Below are 21,232 nucleotides of genomic sequence, written 5' to 3' on the forward strand. Positions count from 1 at the left end.
CATTCCGGCACGTCACGGCCCGGAGAGCGAAGCTTGGCCGAGGTTCCTGTGATTGACCTGTGCATTTCGCGAACGGGGGATCGCAACAGTGTGAGACGCCTCGCCCCCGGAACGGACAATGGCAACCATGAACGCTGAGTGGCCGCAGGAGCAGACACGGAGCGTGCTCGCCTGGGCCGCCGGCCTGCGACCGTCCGCCTGCCCGCGCCGGGTCGTCGCCGTCGAGGGCCGCTCCGGATCCGGCAAGACCACGCTGGCCCGGGCCGTCGCCACCGGTCTCGGCGCCCCGCTGCTGCACATGGACGACCTCTACGCCGGCTGGGACGGCCTGCGCGACGGGGTGACCACCCTGCACGACCGGGTGCTCCTCCCGCTGGCCGAGGGGCGTCCGGCCGTCTGGCAGCGCTGGGACTGGACGACTGGCGCCTATGCCGAGGAGCACCGGGTGCCCGACAGCGACTGGCTGCTCGTCGAGGGGGTCGGCTCGGGTGCACGCGTGCTTCGTCCGTACCTCAGCGGGGTTGTCTGGATCGAAGCCCTCGACGCGGTCCGCAAGGAGCGCGCCCTCGCCCGGGACGGTCAGACCTACGCCCCGCACTGGGCACGATGGGCGCGTCAGGAGGAGGCCTACTACGCCGCCGACCAGGTCCGCGAGGCGGCCGGTCTGATCCTCGGCAACCCCGCACGGTGATCACCGAGGTCGTCGCGGCGGGCGGCGTTCCATCAGGGTGATGTTGAGCAGGCGGTGGTTCCAGCGTTCGACGGTCCGGTAACCGGTCAGGATGCGGTCGCGCTTGGCCTCGGACATGTTCTCGACCGGGTCGGTGGCTCGGTCGGTCCGGATGATCCAGATGCGTGGTGGCGTGCCGAGACAGGTGGCGTCCGGGCATTCCACGGCCAGGAAGACACCGTCGACCCGCTGGCCGGTGACCGCCAGGACGTCGGCGGGCCGCGGCTCCGGCAGGTAGTACTGGTAGAGGTCACGGGCCGCCCAGCCGATGCTGGACGGGCCCTCGGGGAAGACGGCCGCGTCGCCGGGCCGGTAACGGGGACCGATGATCTCGGCGATCCGGGCCGAGTCCTGGCCGTGGCCGTCCGGGCGGCGGATCTCCAGCTGGGCGGGGTTGCCGAGGAACACGGCCAGCGCGACGACCACGGCGGCGTGCGGCCGGCCGGCCCGGGCCGCGCCGAGAACGGCCAGCACGACCAGCGCCGGCACCGCGATCAGTACGTAACGCGGCACCCAGATCTCGGTGAAGGCACCGGCCGTGAGCAGCAGGGCGGGCGGCGCGAGACCGGCCGCGGCGAGCGCCCGTCCCGCCCGGTCACGGCGCACCCCGGCCACCGCGAGACCGAGGACCAGACCTCCGACGACCGCCGATATGAAGAGCTGCTCGGGCAGCAGGCGCACGGTGTGCGTACCGGCCCGGCTGATCCACGAGATCTGTCCGGCCTGATCGCTCGCGTCGTGCAGCAGCAGGGCCGCGGGCACGGCGCCGAGCAGGGCGGCGGGCGGCCAGGCGCGCCACGCCCGCCAGCCGGCGAGCGCGTGTCCGGCGACCATGATCAGCGCGCTGAGCGGATGGAAGACGCCGGTGACGGCCACGGCGGCCGCGTAGGCGGCGGCGCGGACCACGGTCGGGCGTTCCAGCAGCAGGATCAGCGCGAGCAGGGCGAGGGCCGCGAAGAGCATGGCGATCGCGTACGGCCGCGCCTCCTGCCCGTAGCGGGAGGTGACCGGCAGCACCGCGAAGAGCAGTCCGGCGAGCAGTCCGGTGACATGTCCACCGGCGCGGCGGCCGATCAGCGCGACCACCGCGGCGGTCCCGGTGACCGCGATCAGAGAGGGCAGGCGGAGGGCGTGCGCATCGGTCCCGGCATGACCGGAGAAGTACTTCAGAGCCATGTAGTACGGGGTGAGCACCGCGTCCACCGTGCCACTGAGCAGCCGTAACTGCTCCCCGTCGAGCCGGACCGCGCCCCAGGTCGCCAGTTCGTCGGCCCAGAGCGACGGCCCGGTCAGCCGCCAGTTCACGAGCAGGTACGTGACCAGCGGCGGAAGGAGCCACGTCAGCGGATGCAGCCACCGGACGGTGGTCCGGGCAGGGCTCGGTGCGGTGATCGTTCTTCTCCCGTACGCGGTCTTCTCCAGCCGCCCAGCCTAGGGACGGCGTGGGGCGCGGGAGGGAACGCGGGGTGAACGTTCCGGAGCCGTCGGCGGGCCGCAGCCTGACCCGTCCGGCCAGCTCCGCTATGGCCTCGTGCCGGCCGGTGCAGACCGTGCCGGCTGACGTCAGAACATGTGCACGTTCTCGCACAGTGCGGGATCGGTCGATGCCTCGGGCACCGTGAAGACGAAGATGGTGCCGCCGCCCGGGTTCGGCCGGGCCTCGATCCGGCCGCCGTGGCGCTCCACGATCCTGCGGCAGATCGCCAGGCCGAGGCCGGTTCCGGGCATGCCGGTGCCGTTGCTCGCCCGGTGGAAACTGTCGAACACCGCGGCGTGCTCCCCGTCCGGGATGCCGATGCCCCGGTCCGCCACCTGCACCCGGACCGTCCCCGGTCCGTCCACCTTCGCCGTCACGTCGATCCGCGGCGACTGACCCGGCGGTGTGTACTTGATCGCGTTGCCCACCAGGTTGTCCAGCACCTGACGCAGCAGCACCCGGTCACCCCGGATGCGCGGCAGCGCGCCGACGAACACGTCCGGGCGTCCGGTCTCCGAGCCGGGCGCGTCGGTCCTGGTCGTCACCACGTCGTCCACCAGCTCACGCAGGCTGAGGTCGTCGATCCGCATCGTCGCGTCGCGGGCCGCCGTATAGTCCAGCAACTCGGTGATCAGTGTCTGCATGCGGTCCGCGCCGCCGATCACCTTCCGGGCGCTGCGCAGCGCGTCGGCGACCGCGTCCGGCCCGGCGTCCGGGTCGTTCAGCTCCTCGATGATCAGCTCGGCGTATCCGTGTACGGCCGCGAGCGGTGCCTTCAGGTCGTGCGCCACCACCCCGGCGAACCCGCGCAGCTCGTTCTCCACGTGCTTGCGGTCGGTGATGTCGTGGAAGACCGCCACCGCGCCGCGCTGCCCGGCCGTTGTGTCCAACGGCCGTGCCGACACGCTGATCACCAGGCCATCCGGGTGCGCCCGGTTCCGGACCGTCATTTCCACCTGGTCGCTGTCCTCGCCGTTCATGGCCCGGGTCAGCGGCAGTTCCTCCACGGGATACGGGGTCACCCCGTCGAGCCGGAACAACCCGAAGTGCTCCGGCCAGCCGTCCGGCCCCACGGCCTCACCGTCCTTCCCGAGGATCCGCCGCGCCGCCGGATTGTGCAGCAGGAACCGTCCGTCCGGGCCGACCACTCCCACCCCGTCGCTGATCCCGTCGAGTACCGCGCCCAGCAGCCGGGCCTGCCGGCGGGACGCCTCCTCACCGGCCAGCAGCTCGGCGGTGGCCTGCCGGACCCTCGCCTCGGCCCGCTCCCGCCCGTTGACCAGCACCCACACCAGGATCGTGAGTAGCAGCGTCAGGCTCAGCCCACCGGCCGCCACCGCCGACGGCAGACCGCTGGCCGCCCCGGGCAGCCGATCACCAACGGCCGCCAGGTGCAGGGTCCAGGTGCCGTCGGCGACGGCGACCTTGACCGTACGACTCCGATCGCGCTCGCCCTCGACCGCCGCGCGCAACGAGGCGACGGTGACCTCCCGCCGCTCCGGATCGTCGGCGCGCAGCGCCAGATCCAGCAGGTTCTGCCCGGCCTGCGCCAGGGTTCCGCCCATGAAGTCCTGACCGCGGACACCGAGCACGACCCAGGCCAGGAATCGCCGCTCCGGACCCTGGTACACCGGCGCGCTCAGCACGAACGAGTTCTGCCGCCGCTCCGGGGGCAACGACTGGTCGACCAGCAGCTGGTAGGTGTCCGAGACGGCCACGTCACCGCTGCGGCGCGAGGCGGCCATCGCGGCGGACGCCGCCGCGGAGCGCATCAGGTCGATGCCGGGGGTGATCGCGGTGCCGTCGAGCGGGGTGAGGAAGACCGAAAAGGCATGATCACCGCGACCGTACGGCTGCAGCGTGAGCCCCGGCAGGCCGCGCTCCCGCCAGCGCTGCTGGACCTCGCCCACCCCGTCGTCCGCCGCCGGGACGACGAACCCGATCGTGCTCGCCCCCGCCAGGTCCATCGATTTGAGTGGTGCGGTGAGAGCCGTGTACTCGCTCATGGTGAGCACATCCTGCGCCCCGGCGGCCGCTGCCGTGGTGCGCAGGATGTCGACATAACGCTGCGTCTCACTGCGCACCGAGTCGGCCGCGGCGGCGGTACGGCGATCCATCTGGACCTCGGCGTTCATGTCCTCGTGCCGTTCCAGCACGATACCGACGGCCAGCGTCATCCCGCATCCCACCGCGGCCACCAGCGCGCTGATGACCGCCCGCTTCCTCCTCACGCCTGCCCTATCGGGCGCGGAGGTGGTGCGCTGAGGTTGCGGTCAGGGGCGGCGGGGCAACAGCCAGCTCACCCGTCGCACGAGTTCACCGGTGTTCACCGGCTTGGGCAGGTATTCCTCGGCGCCGGAGACGTACGCCAGCTCGATGTCGGTCTCGGAGGCCATCCCGCTCAGCATGATCACCGGGATCTCGGCGGTGGCCGGGTCGTCGTGCAGCCGGAAGCAGACGCTCAGCCCGTCCATGCCCGGCATCGCGATGTCCAGCACCACGAGATCCGGCCGGGCCTCGGCGGCCACGGTCAGCGCCGTACAGCCGTCGGCCGCCGTCAGAGTCCGGTACCCGGCCATCTCCAGCTTGAAGGTGACCAGGTCACGCACACCCTCGTCGTCGTCGGCCACGAGCACCACCGGGCCGGTGCCGGTGGTCGGGAGAACGGGAGCGATGTCCATCATGGCCGTCATGGTGTCTCCGGTCTTCGAGGGCGGCGGTGCAGCGCCGCCGAGTTGACCGCAGACATCGGCCCGCTCGCCGCCCTCGCCACTGAAACCTCGGTTGCGTGCCGGTTGCGATCCGCCCCGGCACCCCCGCGTGGCTCGCGGGTGGGCGTAGGTCACCACGTAGTGCTGGAGTGCTGTTCGTGTGGTGAGTTGTGGCTCGCGGGTGGGCGTAGGTCACCACGTAGTGCTGGAGTGCTGTTCGTGTGGTGAGTTGTGGCTCGCGGGTGGGCGTAGGTCACCACGCTGGGTGGAGGGGAGGCCGGCCTGGCGGGCGGTGACGGCGCGTTCCGGGCGGCCGCTGCCGAGGAAGGCGACCGCCCAGCGGACCAGGGAGCTCGCCCGGTTGCGGCCCTTCGGCAGGTAGGCCCAGTGGACGCCGAGCCAGAGCAGCCAGCCGGCCAGGCCGGACAGGCGCAGCCCGCGCAGGTCGGCGACCGCCGAGAACCGGGAGACCGTGGCGATGTTGCCCTTGTCGAAGTAGTGGAACGGCTTGCCGGCGGGCCTGCCGGTGAGGCGGCGCCGGATGGTGCGGCCGGCGTACGTACCGCCCTGGATGGAGACCTGCGCGACGCCGGGCAGGCCGTCCATGCTCGCCAGGTCGCCGACCACGAAGATCTCCGGGTGGCCGGGGACCGTGAGGTCCGGTTCGACCCGGATGCGGCCGGTGCGGTCCACCGGTGCACCGGTGGCCTCGGCGATGCGCGCGGCCAGCGGGGGAGCGGCCACGCCGGCGCTCCACACCCGGGTCATCGCGTCGATGCGCTCGCCGCCGGCCAGTTCGACACCGGCCGCGTCGACGTCGGTAACGCGGGCGCCGACCCTGACCTCGACGCCGATCCTGCGCAGCCGCTCGGTGGCCGCGGCTGACGAGCCCGGTGTGAAGGTGGGCAGGATCCGGTCGACGGCGTCGATCAGGACGATGCGCGCCTGCGCGGGGTCGATGCGGCGGTACTCGCCGGGCAGGGTCCGGTGGGCGATCTCGGCGATCTGGCCGGCCAGCTCGACGCCGGTCGGGCCGGCGCCGACGATCACGAAGGTGAGCCAGCGGGCCGCGGCGGCCGGGTCGGTCTCGAGTTCGGCCATCTCGAAGGCGGTGAGGATCCGCGAGCGCAGCTCGACGGCGTCGTCGACGCTCTTCAGGCTGATGGTGTGCTCGGCGAAGCGGTCGTTGCCGAAGTACGACTGGGTGGTGCCGGCCGCGACGATGAGGGTGTCGTAGGGCACCTGGTAGGGCAGGCCGCCGGGCGCGGTCGCGGTGACCGTGCGGTTGTCGACGTCCACATCGGTCACCCAGCCGAGCAGCGTCTCGGTGTTGGGCTGGCGGCGGAACAGCTCGCGGACCGGGGTGGCCACCTCACCGGGTGAGAGGACACCGGTGGCGACCTGGTAGATCAGCGGTTCGAACACGTGGTGGTTGGTCCCGTTGACGACGGTCACGTCGGCCGGCGCCTTCCGCAGCGCCCGGGTGGCGTACTTGCCGCCGAAGCCCGCTCCGATCACGACGACCCTGTGCCGTTGCTGTCCGATCATCTCGATCACGCTCCTCGCTACGTCCAGTAGAACCCTTTTCCGGGGGCTGGAAGTCCTGTCGGGGGCGCGATGATCCGCACAGCTCCGGGCTGTCACAAAAGGCCGGGGAACCTCGTCCCCGGCCTCTCGTGACTTGCCTGAGTTACTGCACGACGAACAGGAGGCGGTTCGGGGAGCCGCTGCCCGCGCTGGTCACCACGCCGGTGGTGGCGTTGGTGGTCAGGGCCGAGGAGACCTGGGCCGGGGTGTAGCTCGGGTTGCGCGACAGGACCAGGGCGGCCGCACCGGCGACGTGCGGGGACGCCATCGAGGTGCCGCTGATCGTGTTGGTGGCGGTGCTGCTGGTGTACCAGGCCGACGTGATCGACGAGCCGGGCGCGAAGATGTCCAGGGTGCTGCCGTAGTTGGAGAAGCTGGACCGGGCGTCGGTGTTGGTGGTCGATCCGACCGTGATGGCGGTGGCGACGCGGGCCGGCGAGTAGTTCGCGGCGTTGGCGTTGGAGTTGCCGGCCGCGACCGCGTAGGTCACGCCGGACGCGATCGAGTTGCGGACCGCCGTGTCGATGGAGGTGCTGGCGCCGCCGCCGAGGCTCATGTTGGCGACCGCCGGCTTGACGGCGTTGTTGGTCACCCAGTTGACGCCGGCGATGACACCGGCCGTGGTGCCGGAGCCGGAGCAGTTGAGCACCCGGACGCCGACCAGCTTGACGGCCTTCGCGACGCCGTACGTGGAGCCGCCGACCGTGCCGGCGACGTGGGTGCCGTGGCCGTTGCAGTCGACCCCGCCGCTGCCGACCGCGTCGTAGCCGGGGGTGGCCCGGCCGCCGAACTGGCTGTGGCTGTAGAGGATGCCGGTGTCGATGATGTAGGCGGTGACGTTCGAGGCGGTCACCGGGTAGGTGTACGTGGTGCTCAACGGGCGGGCCCGCTGGTCGATGCGGTCGATGCCCCAGGTCGCGTTGGTCTGCGTCGCGGCCAGCGTGATCACCCGGTTCTGCTCGACGTACTCGACCTTCGAGTTCGCGGCGAGCCGCTTGGCCTGGGCCTCGGTCAGGGTCGCCTCGTAACCGTTGAGGGCCTTGCCGAAACTGCGCTTGACCGCGCCGCCGTAGGTCTTGGTGAGGCCGGCCTCCTGCTTGCCGGACTTGAGGACGACGATGTAGCTCCCGGGGATCGCGTCCGCCGAGCCGGCGAGCCGGATCTGGCCGGTGGCCGGGGCCGCCGCGGCCGGGGTACCCGTCGCGACCACCGCCAGTGCGAACAGACCGGCGGCAAGGATGCGGCCACCATTGCGTCGAATCGCCATGATCTTCCTCTCTCGCGCCTGCCGGCGTCGAGCACAGGGATAGATGCTCATCGCTCGGACAGCTCCGCCGTGAGCGTATGCGCGGTAGTCGTCGGACAGTAGATATCGACTTGTATATATCTTCGACTCAGGGTTTGCCTCGAGGTGCCGACAGGGGGAGAAAGGGGACGCCAGCCGACACGAGGCGGGATGATGAGAAATTCGATGGGCGTGCCGCCCGCAGCCGGGTTCGCGGTGCTCCATCTGATCGCCGTGCTGGCCGGCGCCCGGACGACGCTCGGCGACCCCGGCCTGCCGATGATCTGGCCCGCCGCCGGTGTGGCCGTGCTGTGGCTCGTGAACCGCAGGGAGTCCCGGTGGCGCTGGGTGGACATGGTCGCCATCGGCGTCATCACCTTCGGCGGGCTCGCCGCGGCCGGCGCCGGGATCGAGGTCGCACTGCTGGAGATCGCCCCGGCGATGGTCGGCCCGATGGTCTTCATCGTCGCGGCCGGGCGCTGGCTGCCCGGCCTCTGGGCCGGCCCGGACGGCGGCCGGTCCCTGGCCCGGCTGGGCGAGTTGTGGCGCCTGCTCCTCTGCGCCGCGCTGGCCTCGGTCACCGGCACCCTGCTGCACGTGGTCGGCGAGCTGGCCGCCGGCGCGGACGGCGGCTTCTCAGGCCTCGGCACGGTCACCCGTCTCGTCCGCGACACCGTGGCCGTCGTGCTCTTCGGCGTCGCTCTCCGCCGGATCGGCCACCTGCACCGCAACCGCTGGGCAGAGCTGCGCGGCCTGGGGCGTGACCGCTGGCTGGAGTGCTCCGCGATCGTCGCGGTCTCCGGTGTCGCCTACTGGTACGTGTTCAGCAGCCACGAGGATCTGCCGGTCGGTTTCCTGCTGATCCCGCTGACCGTGTGGGCCGCGCTCCGGATGCCGACCTCGGTGGCTATCGTCCACGTCGTGGTCTTCGGGTTCGTCGCCCTGCTCTACACGATCGGGGGCCACGGGCCGTACGCCAGGGTCGCGGACATCGGCACGACCGCGCTGCTGATCCAGCTCTACGTCGGCATCGTCGGCGCCGTCGGCTTCGCTCTCGCCCTCGTCCGCGACGAACGTGACAGCCTCATCCAGCGCCTGAAGGTCTCCGAGCAGGAGGCCACCGACAGGGCCACGATGATGACCACGGTGGTCGACTCGATGACCGAGGGCCTCGCCATCCTGGACCACACCGGCCGTCTCGTGCTGCGCAACCCGGCCGCCGGACGCCTGCTCGGGAGCGCCAGCTCGGTCACCGGCACCGTGGCGCTCGGCAGCGACCACGGGTTCTTCCGGCCGGACGGCACCCCGCTGACCGACGCCGAACTGCCGCACGTGCGTGCCCTGGCCGGTGAGGACGCCGCGCCCATGGACGTGCTGGTACGTAACGCCGCGGTGCCCGAGGGACGGGTGGTCCGGTTCAACGTGGCCCGGCTGGCGCTCGTCACCGGGCCGTACCACGTGGTGGTGGTCTTCCACGACGTCACCGCCGACCGGCGCCACCGCGACGAGCTGATGTCGTTCGCCGGGCGGGTCGCGCACAACCTGCTCAACCCGCTCACCACGATCGAGGGCTGGTCCGAGGTCCTGGAGCAGGAACTGGCCGGATACCAGCCGGCAGAGCGGGTGGAGCGCATTCAGCGGGCCTCCGCCCGGATGCGCACGTTCCTCAATGGGCTGCTGTCGTACACGGCGGCCCGCGACGGCAAGCTGATGCCGACCACTGTCAACCTGGCCCTGCTGGTCGGCGACATCGTCAACAGCCGCCTCGACCATGCCGAGAGCACCGGCGCGGCGCCGCCGTACTTCGAGGTGGGCCGGCTCGACCCGGTCGACGCCGACCCCGTGCTGCTGCGCCAGCTGCTGGAGAACCTGATCGACAACTCACTGCGGATGATGGCCCCGGGCGTCGGGCCGTACCTGGCGATCTCCTGCCAGCCGGCGCCGAAGAGGATGGTGCGCATCGACATCCTCGACAACAGCGTCGGCATCCCGCCCGGCAAGCGGCACGAGATCTGGACGAACTTCCACCGCGACAAGGGATCCGACTCCAACGGGCTGGAGCTGGCGATCTGCAAGCGGATCGTGGAACGGCACGGCGGGACGATCGAGGCGGTCGCCAACCCGCACGGCACCGGCAACCGCATGTCGTTCACCCTGCCGGCCGGGCGTTCCGCCTATGCCCGGGCGCTGGCCCCGACCCGCTGACGGCGACCGCTCAGGGCACCGCGCCCAGCATGTCCAGGACGCCGCCGAACAGGGCGGTCGTACCCGCCTGATCGAGATGCCGGGCCTGCCACCCGCGGTCCTGGATGCCCTGCAGGACGCCGATCACGGTGGTCCGGACCGTCCGCAGGGTGGCCGGCGACAGCAGCACCGCCGAGGTGCCGTCGGCGTACGCGGCACGGGCCCCGGAACCGAGCGCCACCATCGCGGCCGCGGCCCCGTTGAGGATCTGCGCGACGCGCAGGCGGTCGCGGTCCAGGTTGAACGCGGCCACGTGCACGGCCAGGCCGAGCGCCGTCATGAGCCGGCCCGTCTCGTCGCCGCTGAGCACCGCCGGCATGGTGTCCGCGTCGTCCTCCGGCACGGCGGCCCCGCTGCAGAAACCGTTGATCAGCTCCTCGGCGACGTCGAGGGGGACCAGGCCGATCTCGGCGGAGCGGCGGCGCAGGGTGGCCTCGATCGCGTCACGCACGATGTACGCGGGAACGACCCGTTGCTGATCAGCGAGCCGCCGGATGATCACGGCCACGACGTCGTCGACAGGCATCGCGCCGGGCTGGTCCATACCTCTCAGCCTAGGGCCTAGGCAGCCACGGGCAGGGTGACGCGAGCCGTGACCCCGGCCTGTGAGACGTCCACGGTCACCGTCCCGGCGTGCGCCTCGACGATGTTGCGGGCGATCGTCAGACCCAGGCCCACACCGGGGACGGCCTGCTCACGGGCGTACCGGCCGCGGTAGAAACGGTCGAAGACGAACGGCAGCTCGCCGGCCGGGATCCCGACCCCGGCATCGGTGATCTCCACGAACGGGCGCGGCGCCGAACCCGTGATGATCGTGATCGGACGGTCGGCCGGGGTGAACAGCAGCGCGTTGCGCAGCAGCTGCCCGATGGCGTGCGCCAGCCGGGTCAGATCGGCGCGCACCCGCACCGGAGCGTCACACCGCACGCGTACGCTCTCCGCGCGCAACGCCATCAGCGGGCGGCAGCCGTTGACCGCCGCCGCCACGACGGTGTCCAGCTCCACCGGACCGACCGGGGCGGGCAGCGGCGCCTCGTCCGGCCGGGTGCCGGCGAGCAGGTGGTCGACCATGCTGACCAGACGCTCGCCGTTACGGTGGATCGGCTCGATCAGTCTCCGGTACGGGGCCAGGTCCTCCTGATCGCCGAGGATCTCCAGATAGCCCTGGATGGACGCGACGGGCGTACGCAGCTCATGGGTGATCGTGGCGACCAGGTCGTCCTCGCGCTGCGAGGCGCGGGCCAGCTCGTCGCCCAGGTCGGCCATCCGCAGCCGGTTGCGGATCGAGGTCAGGTGCACCGCCGCCTGCCCGGCGAAGGTGACCAGGTTGCGGATCTGGGCGTCGTCGACCCGGCGCGGCCGGTCGTCGATCACGCACATGGCGCCGAGGGTGTGCCCGTCCTCGTCGACGATCGGCGCTCCGGCGTAGAACCGCACGTTCGGCTTGCCGACGACGTTGGGCAGACCGGCGAACCGGCTGTCGCGGGTCGCGTCCGGGACGATCAGCGGCTGGCCGGCCGGGACGACGTACTTGCAGAACGACACGTCGAGCGGGGTCTGCTCGTCGGCCAGGCCGTGGCTTCCGGCGAACCACTGCCGGTCCCGGTCGACCAGCGACACCGCGGCCATCGGCGTGTCGAACATCGATGCCGCCAGCCGCGTCAGATCGTCGAGCGCGGCCGGCCGGGGCCGATCGAGCACGTCGTACGACTGCAGGGCCGCCAGCCTCGCCTTTTCGTCCGGGTCCCGGGGAACGCGCTCCACACGACTGCTCTTCGGCGGCGGCTCAGTGGAGCTGAGCGGAATCGGGGACGGGTTGCCGCGTCGGCGGAACGGCGGCCGGGACCGAGAACACGAACCGCGACCCGCCGCCCGGGTTGTCGGTGGCGGTGATCGTGCCGCCGTGCCGTTCCACGATCCGCCGGCAGATGCCCAGACCGAGCCCGGTCCCCGCGTATCCCAGGGTGGAGTGGGCCCGATGGAAGTTGCCGAAGATCTCGTCGTGCTGGCCGTCCGGGATGCCGATGCCGTTGTCGGCGACGCAGACCTGGACCATGTCGCCGATGCGGGACGCGGTCACCGTCAGCGCCGGGGTGACACCCGGCGCCGTGTACTTGATCGCGTTGCCGATCAGGTTGTCCAGCAGCTGCCGGATCAGAACCGGGTCGGCCTGCACCGCCGGCAGGTCGGCCACCGTGAATCGGGGCGCCGGCAGCCCGGCCCCGATCGCCGCGTCGAGCCGGGCCACCGTCACGTCCGCCACCACCTGCCCCAGATCCACCGGCTGGGAGGTGAACGCCCCGTCCCGGGCCGTGGCGTGATCGAGCAGCCCGTCGATCAGTGACCGCATCCGGACCGCGGCCCGCTCCACCCGGTCCAGGGCGTCCAGGGCCCGGGCCGTCTCCGGCGTCCTGGCCGCCAGCTCGACCGCGTCGGTGGCCGTCTCGGCCCAGCCCTGCACCGCGGTGACCGGGTTGAGCAGGTCGTGCGCCACCACTCCGGCGAAGGCCGCCAGCTCGGCCTTCTCGGCGGCCAGTTCGGTCAGCAGCTCGGCCCGCTCGTCGCGGCCGAGCGCCAGCACCAGTCCGACGACCGCCACGATGGCGACGAACAACTGCGCCACGAACGCACGGGTGGCCGGGTCCGGGATGTTCGCGAACGGACCCTGCCCGCTCAGCGTGAAGACCACCGCTATCACGCCCACCACCAGGTCGTGGAGCACGACGAACGGGGTGGACAGCCGGGTGCCGGCCCAGACCGTCACGGCGATCAGGGTGAACGCGATCGGCAGGCCCTGCGCGTAGGCGAACCCGGCCAGGTAGGCGGCGGTCGAGCAGAGGGCCAGCGCGGTGTACTCGGTGAGCCGCTGGCGCGGTGTCGCGGCCAGCGCCCGCCCGGCGCGCCGCCACCAGCCGGACAGGTCGCCGTACCGCTCCCGGTAGGCGGCCGCGGCCTGGCCGATCAGCAAGCCGGCCGCACCGATCAGCAGGATGCTCGCGGTGTTGCGGGCCAGCCAGACGAACGTGGCCGGCCACGAGTACCGGTCGGTGAGCAGCCACATCCCGGTGGGCCCGAAGGCGGCGCCGGCAGCGGTGGAGGTGAACGCCGCGGCGAGCAGGCCCCACAGATCACGGGTGGTGCGCAGGCGATCGCCGCCCCAGCGGTCGATCAGCCGCAGGAACACCCACAGCTGGACCAGGTTGGCGACCACGAAGATCCCGGCCATCGTCATCGACGCGCCGGTCGCCGAGTTCACCCCGAGGGTGATCACGGCGAGCGCGGCGACGTCCGCCCAGCGAGCGGGGGCCTTCCGCTGGACGAGGAACCAGATCACCCCGATCCCCGCGGCGGGCCACACCATGCTCAAGTTGGTGGAGTCCATCACAGTGAGGCGTCCGGCCCAGACCGCGACGAGATACACGACGGCGAACACGCCGGTGCGTACCAGCGAACTGCGGTAGGTCATTCGTCGCTCCCCGAGCCTCCCCCTCCGCTGCCTATCGGCGGGAAGCGCGGTTCGCTGAGCGTCAGCCCACGGCGGCGCGGCGCGCGGTGTACTCGCTCCCGGTGCGGTGGTTCGGGTACTGCAGCGGCGCCTCCGGCTGGTCGTCGTACGCCCCGGTGTCGGCCCAGCGGCGGCTGGTCTCCATCCGGACGTTCTCCAGCGGGTCGCTGTCGTAGACCGAGCGGCTGTGGAAGCGCTGCGCGTAGTCGAGCATGCCGTCGACCAGCCGGTCCACGTCGGCGGCCGGTCGCACCACGAGACGCATGAACTGGCTGGTCATACCCAGTTTGTTGCCGCACTCACGGGTCATGATGCCGTGATTGGCGACCAGGTAGTCGCGCAGCGCCACACCCGACCACTCGTTCGGCAGCTTCACCAGGAAGAAGTTGCCCTGCGACGGGAAGACGGTCAGCCCCTGGATGCGCTGCAGCTCCCGGCCCATCGACCGGCGGTCCCGGCTGAGCAGGCGCAGGCTCTCCTCGTACTCCATCTCATGTTCTTGAATCATGTGGACGACCTTCTCCGCCAGGGAGTTGAGGTTCCACTTGGGCAGCATCCTCGCGATCTTGCCGGAGATCGCGGGGTTGGCCAGCATGTATCCGAACCGGATGCCGTGCAGGCCGAAGTTCTTGCCGAGGCTCTTGAGGACCACCGCGTTCGGGCGGATCACCGCGTCCGGGCCGACCGAGGGGTAGCGCTCGGCGTCGGAGAAGTCGATGAACGACTCGTCGACGACCACCAGGTCCAGGTCGCTGAGCGTGTCCATGAAGCGGATCACGTCGCGCCGCGGGATGTAGTGGCCGTCCGGGTTGTTGACGTTGCAGACCACCGCGACCCGGGACTTGCGCTCCCGGATGAACTCGACGTACTCCTCCAGATCGAGGCGGAAGCCGTCGCGCTCCTGCAGCGGGAACATGTCGACCCGCTTACCGGTCTCCATCGGCTGGTCGGTCCACCGGCCGAACGTCGGGATCGGGATCGCCACGCTCTCCTTGATGAGCAGGTGGTCGATCCAGGTGATCAGCTCCGTGGATCCGTTCGCCATGGCCACCGTCTGCGGGTGCAGCCCGAGCACGCTGGCCAGCTTCTTGGTGATGGTCGCCGAGTCGCTGGGGTAGTACTTGAGGATGCTCTTGAGGTCGCGGGTGAGCTCGTCGAACATCTCCGGTGTGGGGAAGTAAGGGTTGCACGGGATGCAGAAGTCGACGATCTCCACGCCCTCGCCCGCGGCACGCGCCACGTCGAAGTACGACGCGCTGTGCGAACCCTTGTGCAGCATCGACGTGTCGATTCCGGTCCGTGCCACAGTTGTCCTCCCGAACCCCTCGGTGATCGTGCCGCCACGCAGTACGGGGGGAGAACACAAAACGTTCGAGGCTTAAGGGACAGGAAAGGAAGAACTTCGCGGCTCCTCCCGAGTCGAAATGATCAACTAAGTCGTTCTCTCCGTCAGGTGGCCGTCACGGAGGGATGCGGAATGCGCGGTTTGATCAGGACGTTTCTGGCAAGTCTGGTGGTCTCCGGGGCGGTGATGACGGCGAGCCCGGCCCACGCGACCCCCGGACACGGGGTGACCGCCCGGGTCGTCTGGCAGTGGACCGTCGACGACACCGATTATGTGCTGCGGGAGATCACCATCGTCCCGGGCGGCAGCACCGGCTGGCACCGGCACCCCGGACTGGTCTTCGCGAACGTGCGCGAGGGCACGCTCGTCCACCGGATGGCCGACTGCACCACGACCCGGCGGTACGGCGAGGGCGAGAGCCTGATGGAGCATCCCGGTGAGCCGCTGGCCCACCTGGGCGAGAACCGGGGCAGCCGTACGGTGATCCTCGACGTTGTCTACGCGACCCCCAAGGGTGTGCCGCTCTCCACAGACGCACCCGACCCCGGCTGCTGATCTCCCGCCTAGAGTTGGGAAGACGTACTGGAGGGGGTAGTCGATGACGGGGTGGCCGACGGCGCCGGTGATCTACGAGATCGGCACGTGGCCGTGGCTGGCCGGGTTGAGCCGGCGGTATTCGCGCCCGGTGACCCTCGCGGACGTGCCCGGTGAGGTGTGGGACGAGGTCGCCGCGCCGGGCGTGAACGCGGTCTGGCTGATGGGCGTCTGGGAACGCAGCCCCGCCGGGCTCGCCGTCGCCCGGGAGAACGCGTCGCTGCAGCGGGCCTTCCGCGCCGCCCTGCCCGACCTGGCCGACAGCGACGTCGTCGGCTCGCCGTACTGCGTGCGCCAGTACCGGGTCGACGACCGCCTGGGCGGGCCGGAGGGCCTGGCCACGGCACGCGCCGAGCTGAAGCGGCGCGGGCTCCGGCTGATCCTCGACTACGTGCCCAACCACGTGGCCCCCGACCATCCGGCGACCACCGACCACCCGAACTGGTTCATTCAGGGCAGCGCCGCCGACCTGGCCGCCGACCCCGGCGGCTGGTTCGAGGCGGCCGGCCGCATCCTGGCGTTCGGCCGCGACCCCTACTTCCCGCCCTGGCCGGACGTCGCCCAGCTCAACGCGTTCGACCCCGGCCTCCGAGAGGCCACCGTCGCCACCCTGGCCTGGATCGGCGAACAGTGCGACGGCGTCCGCGTCGACATGGCGATGCTGGTCACCAACGACATCTTCGCCGGCACCTGGGGCGCGTACGCCGGTGAGGTCCCGGCCGAGGAGTTCTGGCCGCCGATCATCGAGCGGGTCAAGGCGGCACACCCCGGTCTCGTGCTGATCGCCGAGGCGTACTGGGACACCGAGTGGACGCTGCAGCGGCAGGGCTTCGACTTCTGCTACGACAAGCGCCTCTACGACCGGCTCACCCACGAGGGCGCCGAGGCGCTGCGCAAGCACCTGGTCGCCGACCGCGGGTACCAGGACGGCCTGCTGCGCTTCACCGAGAACCACGACGAGCCGCGGGCCGCCGCGAGCATGCCCGGAGGCCGCGACCGGGCCGCCGCGGTCGCCATCGCCACCCTGCCCGGAGCCACCCTCTGGCACGACGGGCAGTTCGAGGGCCGGCGTACCCATCTCTCGGTCTTCCTCGGGCGATACCCCGACGAACCGGCCGACCCCGACCTGCGCTCGTTCCACCGCAGGCTGCTGACCGTCGCGGCCGGCCTCCGCCGCGGCGAGTGGCGGCTGCTCGACGTCCGGGGCTGGCCCGACAACCCGTCCCACCGTGACGTGGTGGCCTGGTCATGGCACGAGGGCGCCACCCGGCACCTGGTCGTCGTCAACTTCGGCGACGCACCGGCGCAGGCCCGCGTGCCATTGCCGTGGCCGGGCCTGGCCGGGCGTTCGTGGGAACTCACCGACCTGCTCGACGGCCGGGTCTTCGACCGCGACGGCGACGAGCTGGCCGCCGAAGGCCTCTATGTGGATCTCCCGCCGTGGGCCACCCACGTCCTCGCCGTCGAACCGGCCTAGGTTCTGTCGCGCGAGCCGCGCGTCAGGGCCTAGACCAGCGCTCCCGTTCCCGCACGCAGCCGCAGCCGGGGCGGGGTCGCCGGCAGAGCGGCGGCCTCCTCGGCGGCGACGGTCACCACGAGACAACCCGGCCGCCGGGCCACCTCGGCGGTCACCCCGAGCAACCGTGCCGCGCGGACCAGCACCGCGGCGATCTCCTGATCGCGCAGGGTCACCCACAGCAGGTGGCCGCGCCGGCGCTGCCCGGCCGCGAGCAGAGCGGCCCGCCAGGCGGCCTGCGCCAGGGTGAGCCGCTGCACGTGCCGAGGGGAGGACGCACCGAGCTGCTCGGTGCCGAGCAGCGCCTGACGGCCCTGCCGCCAGGCCGCCGCCAGCATCCGGCTGGTTGCGAGACGCTGCGCTTCCGGTACGAGTACACGCTGCACCTCGTAGCGGCGGCGCCCGCCCCCGATCCGTACCTCGCGCGCCGCCTCACAACCGAGACCGTCCAGCAGATAGACCAGCCGGTCCGCGGCGTCCTCCCGGTCGAACTCGGCGAGCGCCTCCCCGGACCGGGGAACCGGCGCGGGGAGTGGCTGCCGCTGGGGCCGGGAGTTGTCCACGCACTCGACCAGGCACGCCGACTCGAAAGCGCCGGGCAGTGCATCGGCCAGGACGACCGGACGAATCGAAGTCGGGTCCATCGGCATCTCCCTCCCGTTATCTACGTCACGGTGACCGATGGGCCGTTCGGCCGGTACTCCGCCGGAGCAGACTTGAGGGAAACTTGCGCGGACCGGGCCGTCCCGTGTGGGGATCAGTGGTGACCCTTTTCAGCAGCCGCCGCATGGCACTAGCCGGGCTGGCCCTGCTCCTGGTCGTCACTGGCTGTACCGACGGGACTGCGGAGAAGCGCCGCGTACGGATCGCCACCGGCAGTCCCACCGCGGTGTACTACGCCATCGGCACCGCCATGGGCGCCATCATCGAGCGCGAACTCCCCGACACCGACGCCACGGTGCTCCCCACCGCCGCCTCCGCGGAGAACATGGAGCTGGTGTCCCGCGGCGCCGCCGAGATCGGGTTCGCGCAGGCCGACGTCCTCGTCCCCGGCGGCGAACCGGCCGACTCGCTGGTCGCGCTCGCCCGCGTCTACGACGACCTGCTGCACCTGGTGGTCCGCTCGGACAGCACGATCGACGACCTGACCGACCTCAACGGCAGGCGGGTCTCGGTCGGGGCCCGCGGCTCCGGCACCACCATCACCGTCGGGCGGCTGCTCTCCGTGGCCGGCATGACCGACGCCGTCCAGCGGCGTGAACTCAGCCTCGACGACTCGATCCTCGCCATGGAACGCGGCGAGATCGACGCCTTCTTCTTCTCCGGCGGGCTCCCGGTCAACGGCATCAAACAGCTCCGCACCGAGGCGGGCATCCGGATCGTCGACCTGTCCGACTGGGCCGCCGAACTGCGCGACGACTACGGCGACGTCTACGTCGTCCGGGACGTGCCGACCTCGGCGTACTCACTGCCGCCGGTCGCCACGGTCGCCGTGCCCAACCTGCTCGTGGTGTCCGCCACGATGCCCGAGGACCTCGCCTACGACCTGACCCGGCTGCTGATGGAACGGCGTGGCGAACTCGCGGCCGCCCACCCGGCCGCCGAACGCCTGGAGCTGCGAGCCGCGATCTCCACCCTGCCGGTGCCGTTGCACCCGGGAGCGGCCCGCTATTACAAATCGGTCAAGCCCTGAAGCGGATCGTCGCGTTCAGGCCGCCGGTGTCCGCGGGCGCCAGCGTGAACCGGCCACCCGACGCCTCCACCAGCACCGCCACGATGGACAGACCCAGGCCGGCGCCGTCCACGTTCTGCGCGTCCGCCGCCCGCCAGAACCGTTCGGTGGCCTGCCGGCACTGCTCCTCGGTCATTCCGGGGCCCGTGTCGCGTACCGACACCTCGGCCCCGCCGTCCGCAGACCGCAGCCGAACCACCACCCGCCCACCGGCCGGAGTGAATTTCAGCGCGTTGTCGATCAGCGCGTCCAGCGCCTGATCGAGCGCCGTGGCCACCAGGCGGGCCGGCATCGGGCCGTCCGGCAGCTCGGCCACCAGCTCCACCTCACGCCGTTCGGCCAGCGGCTGCCACGCCTTCACCCGGTCCGCGGTCAGCGCCGTCGCGTCGGCGACCTCGATCTGATGCCGGCCCCGCTCGGCCCGGGCCAGCGCGAGCAGCCCGTCCAGCACGTCGGCCAGCCGATCGGTCTCCTCCAGGGCGAACTCGTGATCGGACCGCAGGTCGTCGTCGTCGAGCCGGCTGCCCAGGTCCTCGATCCGCAGCCGCAGCACGGTCAGCGGGTTGCGCAGCTGATGGCTGGCGTGCGCGACGAACGACCGCTGCCGCTCCATCGCCTCGGCCACCGCGTCGGCCATCTCGTTGAAACTCGCCGACAGCCGCCGCAGCTCCGGCGGGCCCAGGCCCGGCACCACCCGGGCCGCGCTGTCGCCCTCGGCGATCTCATGGGCGGCCGCGTCCAGCCGGGTCACCGGACGCAGCACCCAGCTCGCCAGCCGGTCCGCGGTGGTCAGGCAGGCCGCCACCGCCAGCGCCCCGACCAGCGTCAGCACGAGCCACACGGTCAGCACGTCGCGCCGGCTGCGGTCGGTCGGCGACACGGTCAGCACCACACCCAGCACCGCGCCGCCGTCACTGATCGGCACGGCCACCATCAGCGGCTCACGTACCCACGGCCAGAGCGTCCCCGGCGAACTCACCTGATGCCCCGCCAGCGCCCCGCGAACCGCGACCGCCGGAGCAGCCGGCCGGGTGCCGAACGCGCTCAGCACCACCTGATCCTGATCGAACAGCATCACGCCGATGCCGTAGAGCTCCTGGTAGCGGCGCAACTCGTCGTTCAGCGCGTCCATGTCGCCGCTGCGCACCGCCGGGGCGGCCAGCGACGCGAACCGGGTCGCGTCGGCCAGCCGGTCCGCGACGGCGCCGTCGGTCTCCCGGCTGGCCACGGTCACGGCGAGCGGAATCTCCAGCGCGAGCAGCACCATGCAGAGCAGCAGCAGGTAGGTGATCACCAGCCGCCTGCGCACGCCGTCTCCCGTTGCTAAGTGGTGCGCAAACGGTATCCGACGCCGCGGACGGTCTCCACCAGCCCGGGATCACCCAGCTTGCCCCGCAGCGAGGCTACGTGGACCTCCAGCGTGTGCTTGCCCGACCAGGTGGTCTGCCAGACGTCGAGCATGATCCGCTCGCGGGCCATCGCCACCCCCGGCTGCCGCGCCAGCGACACGAGGATGTCGAATTCCTTGCGGGTCAGCGTCTTGGGCTCGCCCCCGACGGAGACGGTCCGCGCCGCCGGATCGATCCGGACCGGCCCCACTTCGACGACCCCGCCGGCCGCCGGCGCCTGCCGCACCGTCCGCCGCAGCAGTGCCTCGATCCGCGCCTGCAGCTCGGCCATCGAGAACGGCTTCACCACGTAGTCGTCCGCGCCGACCCGCAGCCCGGTCACCCGGTCACGCTCCTCACCACGCGCGGTGACCGCGATGATCCCCAGATGCTCGTTGCGTGAGCGAAGTTCCCGGCAGACCTCCAGCCCGTCACCGTCCGGAAGATTCAGATCGAGCAGCACGAGATCACAGGGAGCGGCCTCGAGCGCGGCCGTGGCGGTGGCGGCGTGCTCCACCGCGTAACCGCGCCGCTGCAGCATCGACGACATGACGGCCCCGACCCTGCGGTCGTCCTCCACCAGCAGTATCCGCATGGGTTCATCCGCCAATCCTCGCCCCGACCCCGAACGTTAACCGCGGTTTGTTTCCGGCGGCACCCTCCCGGACCGGCTTGGCACGGCCTATCAACGATTTCGTACGGTCTACGCTGAGTAACGTGGGTGTCCGCGCGAGGGGGCTGCACCCTCCCGCGCCCAACGCGACCGCCGGGGCTGAGGCGGTCCCCCACGCCCACCCCGCCCGCCTCACCGCTCCGGTCTCATCGCTCCGGTCTCGCCGCCTGCCTCGCCGCGCCTGCCTAGCCGCTCCGGTCTCGCCGCGCCTGCCTAGCCGCTCCGGTCTCGCCGCGCCTGCCTAGCCGCTCCGGTCTCGCCGCGCCTGCCTAGCCGCTCCGGTCTCGCCGCACTCGCCTCACCGCACTCGCCTCACCGCTTCCGTGCTGGCCGATCTTGTGAGTTTGTGGTCGCTGGAGCGGCGTAGCCGCACAAGATCGCCCGCCGCTTCGCCGCTTCGCCTTCTTGGCGGCAGATCTAGTGAGGTTCGGGTCGAGATGGCGGC

At 71.6% G+C, this 21,232-nt stretch carries 17 protein-coding genes; 5 read left to right on the top strand and 12 right to left on the bottom strand.

All coding sequences use genetic code 11. From position 1 onward, the window contains the following. Window positions 1-127: 127 nt before the first annotated feature. Entirely contained in the window at window positions 128-691 is a 564-nt protein-coding gene (locus tag CLV67_RS22400) for a nucleoside/nucleotide kinase family protein (RefSeq protein ID WP_239166435.1), read from the top strand. Here CLV67_RS22400 and CLV67_RS22405 read toward each other — a convergent pair whose 3' ends face one another. From CLV67_RS22405 to CLV67_RS22425, 5 genes are all read right to left on the bottom strand, one after another. After that, window positions 692-2,035, bottom strand: a complete 1,344-nt coding sequence (locus tag CLV67_RS22405) for a glycosyltransferase family 39 protein (protein WP_106321479.1) — start codon at window positions 2,033-2,035, stop codon at window positions 692-694. A 258-nt stretch (window positions 2,036-2,293) separates the two neighbouring features. Then, complete coding sequence (locus tag CLV67_RS22410) at window positions 2,294-4,438, bottom strand: ATP-binding protein (RefSeq protein ID WP_239166436.1); 2,145 nt, start codon at window positions 4,436-4,438, stop codon at window positions 2,294-2,296. A gap of 42 nt (window positions 4,439-4,480) precedes the next feature. After that, window positions 4,481-4,891, bottom strand: a complete 411-nt coding sequence (locus CLV67_RS22415) for a response regulator transcription factor (RefSeq protein WP_239166437.1) — start codon at window positions 4,889-4,891, stop codon at window positions 4,481-4,483. A gap of 219 nt (window positions 4,892-5,110) precedes the next feature. Next, window positions 5,111-6,466 (bottom strand): NAD(P)/FAD-dependent oxidoreductase, encoded by a 1,356-nt coding sequence (locus CLV67_RS22420; protein ID WP_106322002.1) that lies wholly within the window; start codon window positions 6,464-6,466, stop codon window positions 5,111-5,113. A gap of 142 nt (window positions 6,467-6,608) precedes the next feature. Then, window positions 6,609-7,772, bottom strand: coding sequence for a S8 family peptidase (locus CLV67_RS22425; RefSeq protein ID WP_106321483.1), 1,164 nt, complete (start codon window positions 7,770-7,772; stop codon window positions 6,609-6,611). Window positions 7,773-7,961: 189 nt separating this feature from the next. Here CLV67_RS22425 and CLV67_RS22430 point away from each other — a divergent pair, with 189 nt between their 5' ends. Continuing rightward, complete coding sequence (locus CLV67_RS22430) at window positions 7,962-9,995, top strand: ATP-binding protein (protein WP_239166438.1); 2,034 nt, start codon at window positions 7,962-7,964, stop codon at window positions 9,993-9,995. 10 nt (window positions 9,996-10,005) lie between these two features. Here the strand turns inward: CLV67_RS22430 and CLV67_RS22435 are convergent, their stop codons facing one another. The 4 genes from CLV67_RS22435 to CLV67_RS22450 all read right to left on the bottom strand — a co-directional run bounded on the left by CLV67_RS22435 (window position 10,006) and on the right by CLV67_RS22450 (window position 14,845). Beyond that, window positions 10,006-10,578 (bottom strand): hypothetical protein, encoded by a 573-nt coding sequence (locus tag CLV67_RS22435; protein WP_106321487.1) that lies wholly within the window; start codon window positions 10,576-10,578, stop codon window positions 10,006-10,008. 17 nt (window positions 10,579-10,595) lie between these two features. Next, entirely contained in the window at window positions 10,596-11,798 is a 1,203-nt protein-coding gene (locus CLV67_RS22440; RefSeq protein ID WP_239166439.1) for a GAF domain-containing sensor histidine kinase, read from the bottom strand. A gap of 22 nt (window positions 11,799-11,820) precedes the next feature. Then, complete coding sequence (locus CLV67_RS22445) at window positions 11,821-13,500, bottom strand: sensor histidine kinase (RefSeq protein ID WP_106321489.1); 1,680 nt, start codon at window positions 13,498-13,500, stop codon at window positions 11,821-11,823. A 61-nt stretch (window positions 13,501-13,561) separates the two neighbouring features. Beyond that, window positions 13,562-14,845, bottom strand: a complete 1,284-nt coding sequence (locus CLV67_RS22450) for a pyridoxal phosphate-dependent aminotransferase (protein ID WP_106321491.1) — start codon at window positions 14,843-14,845, stop codon at window positions 13,562-13,564. 171 nt (window positions 14,846-15,016) lie between these two features. Here CLV67_RS22450 and CLV67_RS22455 point away from each other — a divergent pair, with 171 nt between their 5' ends. After that, the gene (locus CLV67_RS22455; RefSeq protein WP_106322005.1) at window positions 15,017-15,439 is read left to right on the top strand and encodes a cupin domain-containing protein; all 423 of its coding nucleotides are present in this window, start codon (window positions 15,017-15,019) and stop codon (window positions 15,437-15,439) included. Between the two features lie 43 nt (window positions 15,440-15,482). Beyond that, window positions 15,483-16,955, top strand: coding sequence for an alpha-amylase family glycosyl hydrolase (locus tag CLV67_RS22460; protein ID WP_106321493.1), 1,473 nt, complete (start codon window positions 15,483-15,485; stop codon window positions 16,953-16,955). 29 nt (window positions 16,956-16,984) lie between these two features. Here CLV67_RS22460 and CLV67_RS22465 read toward each other — a convergent pair whose 3' ends face one another. Beyond that, a complete protein-coding gene (locus CLV67_RS22465; protein ID WP_106321495.1) occupies window positions 16,985-17,638 on the bottom strand; it encodes a hypothetical protein in 654 nt (217 codons plus the stop codon). Between the two features lie 143 nt (window positions 17,639-17,781). Here CLV67_RS22465 and CLV67_RS22470 point away from each other — a divergent pair, with 143 nt between their 5' ends. Further along, window positions 17,782-18,687, top strand: coding sequence for a TAXI family TRAP transporter solute-binding subunit (locus CLV67_RS22470; protein ID WP_106321497.1), 906 nt, complete (start codon window positions 17,782-17,784; stop codon window positions 18,685-18,687). Here CLV67_RS22470 and CLV67_RS22475 read toward each other — a convergent pair. After that, complete coding sequence (locus CLV67_RS22475; RefSeq protein ID WP_106321499.1) at window positions 18,677-20,035, bottom strand: sensor histidine kinase; 1,359 nt, start codon at window positions 20,033-20,035, stop codon at window positions 18,677-18,679. The two genes, CLV67_RS22470 and CLV67_RS22475, sit on opposite strands and share 11 nt — an antisense overlap. A gap of 14 nt (window positions 20,036-20,049) precedes the next feature. Then, the gene (locus CLV67_RS22480; RefSeq protein WP_106321501.1) at window positions 20,050-20,709 is read right to left on the bottom strand and encodes a response regulator transcription factor; all 660 of its coding nucleotides are present in this window, start codon (window positions 20,707-20,709) and stop codon (window positions 20,050-20,052) included. Window positions 20,710-21,232 lie beyond the last annotated feature (523 nt).

Origin of the sequence: Actinoplanes italicus, from assembly GCF_003001815.1 — a bacterium.
Classification (GTDB): Bacteria; Actinomycetota; Actinomycetes; order Mycobacteriales; family Micromonosporaceae; genus Actinoplanes; species Actinoplanes italicus.